The 6,925-nt window shown below is 59.5% G+C and carries 9 protein-coding genes; 5 read left to right on the forward strand and 4 right to left on the reverse strand.

Translation table 11 applies throughout. The features are described 5' to 3' along the window. The 3 genes from PDO_RS07150 to PDO_RS07160 form a co-directional block, all read left to right on the forward strand. Positions 1-472: helix-turn-helix domain-containing protein (locus PDO_RS07150; RefSeq protein WP_007599766.1), on the forward strand; the 472-nt coding region annotated here is incomplete at its 5' end. A gap of 162 nt (positions 473-634) precedes the next feature. Continuing rightward, a complete protein-coding gene (locus PDO_RS07155; protein ID WP_007599768.1) occupies positions 635-1,159 on the forward strand; it encodes a hypothetical protein in 525 nt (174 codons plus the stop codon). An 810-nt stretch (positions 1,160-1,969) separates the two neighbouring features. Beyond that, a complete protein-coding gene (locus tag PDO_RS07160) occupies positions 1,970-2,425 on the forward strand; it encodes a hypothetical protein (RefSeq protein WP_141649842.1) in 456 nt (151 codons plus the stop codon). Between the two features lie 257 nt (positions 2,426-2,682). On the opposite strand, the gene PDO_RS07165 is transcribed toward PDO_RS07160, so the two are convergent. The 4 genes from PDO_RS07165 to PDO_RS07180 all read right to left on the reverse strand — a co-directional run bounded on the left by PDO_RS07165 (position 2,683) and on the right by PDO_RS07180 (position 5,511). Continuing rightward, positions 2,683-3,108, reverse strand: a complete 426-nt coding sequence (locus PDO_RS07165) for a type II toxin-antitoxin system HicB family antitoxin (RefSeq protein WP_007599769.1) — start codon at positions 3,106-3,108, stop codon at positions 2,683-2,685. Between the two features lie 66 nt (positions 3,109-3,174). Continuing rightward, positions 3,175-3,369: a hypothetical protein gene (locus PDO_RS07170; protein WP_007599771.1), complete on the reverse strand. Its 195-nt coding sequence runs from the start codon at positions 3,367-3,369 to the stop codon at positions 3,175-3,177. Between the two features lie 244 nt (positions 3,370-3,613). Beyond that, the gene (locus tag PDO_RS07175; protein WP_007599773.1) at positions 3,614-4,717 is read right to left on the reverse strand and encodes a branched-chain amino acid aminotransferase; all 1,104 of its coding nucleotides are present in this window, start codon (positions 4,715-4,717) and stop codon (positions 3,614-3,616) included. A gap of 155 nt (positions 4,718-4,872) precedes the next feature. Beyond that, positions 4,873-5,511 carry a HupE/UreJ family protein gene (locus tag PDO_RS07180; RefSeq protein WP_007599775.1) on the reverse strand — a complete coding sequence of 213 codons (639 nt, stop codon included), beginning with the start codon at positions 5,509-5,511 and terminating at the stop codon, positions 4,873-4,875. A 379-nt stretch (positions 5,512-5,890) separates the two neighbouring features. Between PDO_RS07180 and PDO_RS07185 the strand changes: the two genes are divergently transcribed. Together PDO_RS07185 and PDO_RS07190 are read left to right on the forward strand one after the other, a co-directional pair. Continuing rightward, positions 5,891-6,490, forward strand: coding sequence for a HupE/UreJ family protein (locus PDO_RS07185; RefSeq protein ID WP_007599777.1), 600 nt, complete (start codon positions 5,891-5,893; stop codon positions 6,488-6,490). Positions 6,491-6,531: 41 nt separating this feature from the next. Continuing rightward, positions 6,532-6,925: hypothetical protein (locus PDO_RS07190; protein ID WP_458574644.1), on the forward strand; the 394-nt coding region annotated here is incomplete at its 3' end.

Genomic DNA, 6,925 nt, shown 5'->3' on the forward strand with positions numbered 1-6,925 from the left:
GCGAGCGGTCTCCGAGAAGACCGGGATTGCACTGGGGACATTGAATAAGTACGTCGCAATGACGTCCGTGCCATCGGTTGCGAATGCAGTGAAACTCGCCAACGTAGCCGGAGTTTCAGTTGAATACTTAGCGACCGGGGTGAAGGTGATATCACCCGAGCGTGATGGCGACGGTTGGGAAGGCGTCGAGGATCGGATGTCGCTGGAAATCCGCGAGGTGGTTGATCCGCTTCTTTTCGAGCGCCTCTTCATCGCGGTTGAAAAGGCACACAAAGACGCTGGAACACCTGCCCCATCCCACCGAATTGCCCTTGCAACAGGCGAGGTGCTCAACGCCCTACGCCAACGCGTCGTCAGTCTTCGCGACAAACCGATCGTCGAGGCTGTAATTCCCGTGGTGCTGGAGGATTTGAGGCAAGGCCTGGAAGAGGCGAAGCGGTTGCCTGGAAGCGGGAAACTTACGGCTTCATGATTGTCGGTGCGTGCATTCTAGGGATGTGTCTCCATGAAGCACTAAGTCCAGCGTTGCAATGCAAACCAATAGAGATAGTAAATAACGGATCGCAACTTAAGACTGCGAGCGCGGCCGGAGCATAAATGCGCTGTCGTCGCTATCTAGCATGAGGAAATCTAAGTGCCTGGAAATCTCACTAACTTCATTATGGGCATGTCGATTCTCATTCTCATCTATGAGCTTTTCGCACGAGACGGCGGGCCAGCGGTGGTGATTGCTCTCTCCGGAGTTGGTGCCTATATTTTCGCATTCGGCCTCAGGGGCATGTTCGAAGTGGGTTTTCTGATTCACATGATCGGTCAGTTGGCGAATGCGGGGTTCATTTGCCTTGGGTTTGTTTTCCTTCGGTCTCGCCGCCGCAGAAAGGTCCGGCCGCTGTGGTCACTCTCAGGACCAACCGACCCGAAGCAATACGGTGTCTTTCTTGTTTTTCTGCCGGCCATGGCACTCACCGTTGCATGGTTGAGCGTGCATCCACTGACGGGATGTGGTGACAGATGCCAACGGCAGCACCGTCAGTTTGGCCAAGACTGGCCAACTAATAACCTCTTCAAGTCCACGATATTTGGTGGTCTCGTGTTCACCGGAACTGTGACATTTGTTTCGGTGGTGGCTCAGCGCAGAAGAGTGAGTGGTCGGCCATAGACCATACCTGGAAGGGCTACTGGGATAGCTTTCAGGACAGATGCTTCCGAGCCACGGGGGATTTGCTGCGATTTTGGCTCGGAGTGCTGCAAAACCTAGAAGGAGCTGAAATGCACCCGCCGCGCCGCCAAAACCCTGTGTTTCTGGGCTTTTCGGCGGTTCGCGACCAAGGTTTTGCCAGATTACAATACCTCAAATTGGTTTTTGGCCTACCTCAGGGGATGCTCTGCGCCACTTGTCGCGCCAGCAGGAAACATGCGCCTCTATAAATTTCAATGATTTGAAGCCGCCTCAAAGGGTCTTTGCCGGTTTTTGAGGATGACCTTGAAGCCGGGGCTGAGTTCGCGCTATTTCGGCTATCGAGCGCGCCGATCGCCGTTTTGCGGTGTCAAACCTACTGCCGGCCGGCTCTCACTCCGGCTCACTAAAGGCCTTGTAATTCCAGGCTTTTTCACTCTTTCCCGGATATTATCGGATATTCCCGGTTAATGCAGTACTTGGTGACAGACAACACCGGGTGTAGCTTGCCGCGCGAAATTGCAATTTTGACAGCGCAAACTGCAATAACTACCTTTTGCAGATATGAGTCAAAGCTGACCTCCTGAAGAACTCTTCGATCCAATCAGCATCTCATTCCGCCGGTCGCTAGCGCGCGAAACTACGGGTTTCATTTTACATTGTCGCATCGACCGTTGATGCACTGGTATCAGTCCTGCTTGTCGATGTTGGCCGTCCTAGTCTAATGTGAGATTTATGGATCGATTGAACTCTTATCAAACCGAAATGATATCACGGCTTATGGAAGTTGGAGTGGACCTCTTGATCGTGGGGGGCCAGGCTAGACATACGTTTGACGGCGATCACGACGTAGACATTTGGCTACCAAACGTGGGCGAGAATATTCGCCGTGTTCATGCTGTGTTGTCCGATTGGCTATCCGACCGACCTCAGGATAGGGCTACGTATCTCGGCAATTTTGATGGTCTTCTCACTATAAAAGAGGATCAGAACATCTGTTTCAAGCTCCCCGACGCGGAGGTGTGGTGGACCATAGATGAGCCAGCTGACCCCAATACGGGCGTGGATTTCCTAATTAATTCCAAGAGCCGAGACTTCGAGGTTTACTCCAGCCGTTCCGTCAAACGGTTGCTGAAAGCGGGCCTAGCCGTGAAGTGCATCTCTCCGGAAGATGATGCACTGCTCCCACGAGAAGAGATAATAACGGTCGTCCGAAGTAGCGCTGGAGCACCTGAAGATATGAACTAATTCAGCGTCAGCGCGATATCGTGTTTTCCCCGACATGATACCCGCCTAGAGGCTGGCCCCGTCACCCCAGGGCCAGCCTTTTCTTTATGCGGACTGAATAGCCCCTAGATTTGTAGACGCCTTCTCTCCTAAATTTGAGACAGGAGGCCTACATGGGCAAAGCGAATTCACTGAGAGTTCAAGCTCGACTCAGTACTTCAGAGCTAGAACCCTGTTTTGCAAAGTCTATTTACTTTGCTAGCGTTTGTTACTCCCCCTCACGCCGCCTCCAGCACCGTCACAACGATCCGCTTGCCAAGCGCCTGCAACGCATCCTGCAGCGGGCCGAGTTTGGATCGGTGGTCGGGGTCGAGAAGCCGGCGGGCCTCGGTCTCGGTCTTGCCGATCCGGCGGGCGAGCTCACGTTTGGATATGCCGGATTCCTTGAAAGACTGGATCACCGCCAGTTTTACCGCGTCTTCGGCATCGAGAGCCACAGGCTCGCCGATCGAGGTGACCGGCAACGGCAGGCAACGGCCTTCTTGAAGGATGCCCCGGAGCGCCAGGCTGAGCGCCTCGCGGGCGCTAGCCAAGGCCTCGGCTCTGTCTTCGCCATGCGTAATGGCTTCCGGCACGTCCGGGAAGGTGACGAGGAAGCCACCATCGGGATCGGCTTCCAATTCTGCAAAGTAAACATATTGCATAGGCTGAGCACTCTTCTGCTTGAGAGCCGCGACGAGGCTCTTTGGTCGGCGATCGTGGGGCAAACGCTATTCGATACCGAGCTGCTTCTTGATCAGTCGCACGTAGCCGGGCGTAAGTTCGCCGGACTTCACGGTCGTAAAACGGCCGTCATAGTTCACCCGGTAGTGCGAGCCTTTGCCCTTGTCTTCGAACACTTCGAAATGCCTGCCCTGATCCTTGGCAAGCTTGCGAAGTTCTCTCAGCAACTGCTCGCGTTTCATCTCGTCGCTCCGAAGGAGTATGCGCACAAAAATGTGCGCAATTCAAGCGCGATGGCTACTCCTGACAAAATGCAGAAGAGGGCGCGCGCCATCGCGCCATGATACATGATGGTCGCCGAAATGCATCCAAAGATTGCATAAAGGTGTCAACGCTGCGAGCGGCCGTCCCGGCCCCGCCACCAACGACAAAACCCCGCCATGTTACCATGACGGGGCTCCCTTCATTCCCAATCCCGCCAGCCGCTCACGCCAGCGTCACGTCCTTCACCCAGCCATGCGTGTCGGCGACCGTGCCGCGCTGGATGCCGGTCAGCTGGTTGCGCAGCTTTTCGGTTTCCATGCCGGTGCCGGCATTGCCGATGACAAATTCGCCGCCGGCATGGCGGACCGTGCCGATGGCGGCAACGACGGCGGCGGTGCCGCAGGCAAAGGCCTCGCGCAGCTTGCCGCTGGTCGCGTCATTCTGCCATTCCTCGAACGAATAGGGCCGCTCGACGACGTTGAGGCCGTTTTCCGTCGCCAGCTTGATGATCGAGGCGCGGGTGATGCCGGGCAGGATCGTGCCGGCGAGCGGCGGGGTGACCACGCTGCCGTCATTCATCACGAAGAACACGTTCATGCCGCCCAGTTCCTCCACCCAGCGATGCTCGGCCGCATCGAGGAAGACGACCTGGTCGCAGCCGCGCTTGGTGGCTTCGGCCTGGGCGAGCAGGCTGCCGGCATAATTGCCGCCGCATTTGGCAGCCCCGGTGCCGCCGGGACCGGCGCGGGTAAAATCTGCCGAGACCCACAGCGTGACCGGCTTGCCGCCGCCCTTGAAATAGGGGCCGACCGGCGAGGCGATGACGCAGAAGATATACTGGCGCGACGGGCGCACACCGAGAAAGGTCTCGCTGGCGAACATGAAGGGGCGCAGATAGAGGCTGCCTTCGCCTTCCGGCACCCATTTGGCGTCGATCTTCACCAGTTCTTCGACCGCCTTGAGGAACAGTTCCTCCGGCACATCCGGCATCGCCATGCGCGCGGCCGACTTGTTGAAGCGGCGGGCGTTTTCTTCCGGGCGAAACAGGGTGATGCGACCGTCCGGCGTGCGATAGGCCTTCATGCCCTCGAAGATTTCCTGGGCATAGTGCAGGACGCTGGCGGCCGGGTCGATCTGGAAGGGCGCGCGCGCCTTGACCTCGGCCGAATGCCAGCCCTTGTCGATGTCCCACTGGATCACGGTCATATGGTCGGTAAACAGCGTGCCGAAGCCGAGGTTTTCAAACGCCTTCAGCCGCTCGGCTTCCGCCATCGGATGGGCATTCGGCGTGATCGTGAAGTCGAGCAATGCGGTATCTGTGGTCATGGGGAGCCTGTGCTGGATAATTCGACAATGCTGTCGGCCATGCCCGCATGCTGCGACATGATCCGGAAGCCGTGGTTTGTGCGGTTCCGGGCGGTTTTGTCAACTGAAACCCGCAGGTGCAGCGCAGCAAATGCGCGCCGATGCCGGTCTTCGGATCAAGCAATCAAGGCGGATACGAGAAACCAGATCCCGCCGACCGCGATCAGGCCGCCGAGCCCGCGCACCAGCCGGCCGGCAAGCAGCGGCTTCAACCCATAGCCGATGCCGATGCCAAGCACATGGATGACGCCGGTCGAGACGACGAAGCCGACGGTAAATGCCGCAGGATCGGTGGCGCGCGGCACCAGTACGCCATGCGGTATGCCATGCAGCACGGCAAAGGCCGAGACCAGCACAAGCGCTGCCCATTCCGGCGCCTTCCATTCGACAGCGATCACCCCGCCCAGAACCAGCACCGAGACCGCAATCCCGATCTGCACGATCTCCGTCGGCAGCATGCCGAGCATGCCGAGCACGCCACCGATGCACATGATCAGCGGAAAGGTCGCCGGCAGCGACCAGACCGAGCGGCCGCCCATCTGCGCGCCCCAGAGCCCGACGGCGAGCATGGCGAGGAAATGGTCGGGTCCGGCCAGCGGATGGCCGAAACCGCTGCCGAAGCCGCCGAGCGGCCCATCCATCACATGCGCTTCGGCCACAGAGGGCAGGGCAAGGAGCAGCGCGGCCAGCAGAATTGCCGGCAGCAGGCCGGTCAGGACGGGGGGGTGTGTCGTGTGTCGATGCGGGCGGTTCATGATTGTCTCCGGTCGGAAGGCGGGCAGGCGCTGGCACGGCATTCTCCGCCCCTTGCTCTACCGTCATCGGCGATTCGGTTATAGTGGTGACGAAGCCATGATGCGCTGCCGCCGTCGTCCCGATTTTGCCTCAAAGCTGCGTTTGTGCTGTGAGGCGCAAGGCGGTCCGCCGCGATACCGGCAAAACTGCGTATCGATTCTGTCAGCCGAGATGTGTAGCAATAGAGACATGCAGCGCCGCAGCCACGCCCGTTCTAGACCGAAGCGTTCCACCCACCATGTCAGCCAACCGACCCAGCCAACCGACCTAGCCAAGCGATCCAGTAAGCTTATCCAGTCAGTTAATCCACCGTCTTTCCACCGTTTGGAGACCGAATTCATGTCGCGCCAAGTTTCTCGCTCCCGCCTGTCCATCGCTGCCGCAGCCGCCGTGCTTCTTGCCATGCCGGGTCTGGCCGAGGCGCATATCCTGACCGGTGAGGCGGGTGGCTTCCTGCATGGTTTCGAACATCCGCTGTCGGGCCTCGACCATCTGCTCGCCATGTTCTGCGTCGGTCTCTGGGGCGCGCAGATGGGTGGGCGTTCGGTGTGGTCGCTGCCGATCGCCTTCCCGCTAATCATGGTCGCAGGCGGCATGATGGGCATTGCCGGCGTGCCACTGCCGGGCGTCGAAAGCGGCATCGCGCTGTCGATCGTCGTCCTGGGCGCGGCCATTGCTCTGGTCTGGCGGCCGCCGGAACTGCTCGCCCTGTCGGTCATCGGCGTTTTTGCGATTTTCCATGGCTATGCCCATGGAGCGGAACTGCCCAATGCGACCGATCCGGCCGATTACGCCATCGGCTTCGTCGTCGCCACCGGCCTGATCCATCTGGCCGGCATCGCCGTCGGTCTCGGCTTCCAGCGCCTGCGCGAAGGCAATCTGTCGCGCGCGCTCGGCGGGCTGATCGGCATTGGCGGCCTCTATTTCCTCATTGCCTGATGCCGGTTGAACCGGTGTGAGCAGGGCACATGGGGCAGATTTTGCAGATTAAGCAAAAATCCGGATGGGCGCTGCTGGCCGTCGGTGGCGTCTGTCTGCTGGCAACGCTGGCGCTCGATCTCGCCGCCGGCCGCAGCTGGCTTCTGGCCGGATTGTGCGCGGCTGAGCGTCTCCTGCCGCTGTTCGGGCTCGGCCTGCTGATCGGCCAGCTGCCCCGCCCGGCCAAAACGGCGGCGGCACTCCTGCTTGTTGCCGGTGCCCTTTTCGGGCTTGTCTTTCGCGAACAGATCTATCTGCTCATCGCGCCGATCCCCGGGGCGGCGGCCAACCTGTTCATGACGGGGCCGCTCGCCTGCGTGTTGACCGGACTGGCGCTGGTTCTGCCGCGCCCTGCACGGCCTCGTCTGGCCTTGCCACTGATCCCTGTCGTGGGAG

The sequence above is a fragment of the Rhizobium sp. PDO1-076 genome (assembly GCF_000247475.1).
Lineage (GTDB): Bacteria > Pseudomonadota > Alphaproteobacteria > Rhizobiales > Rhizobiaceae > Allorhizobium.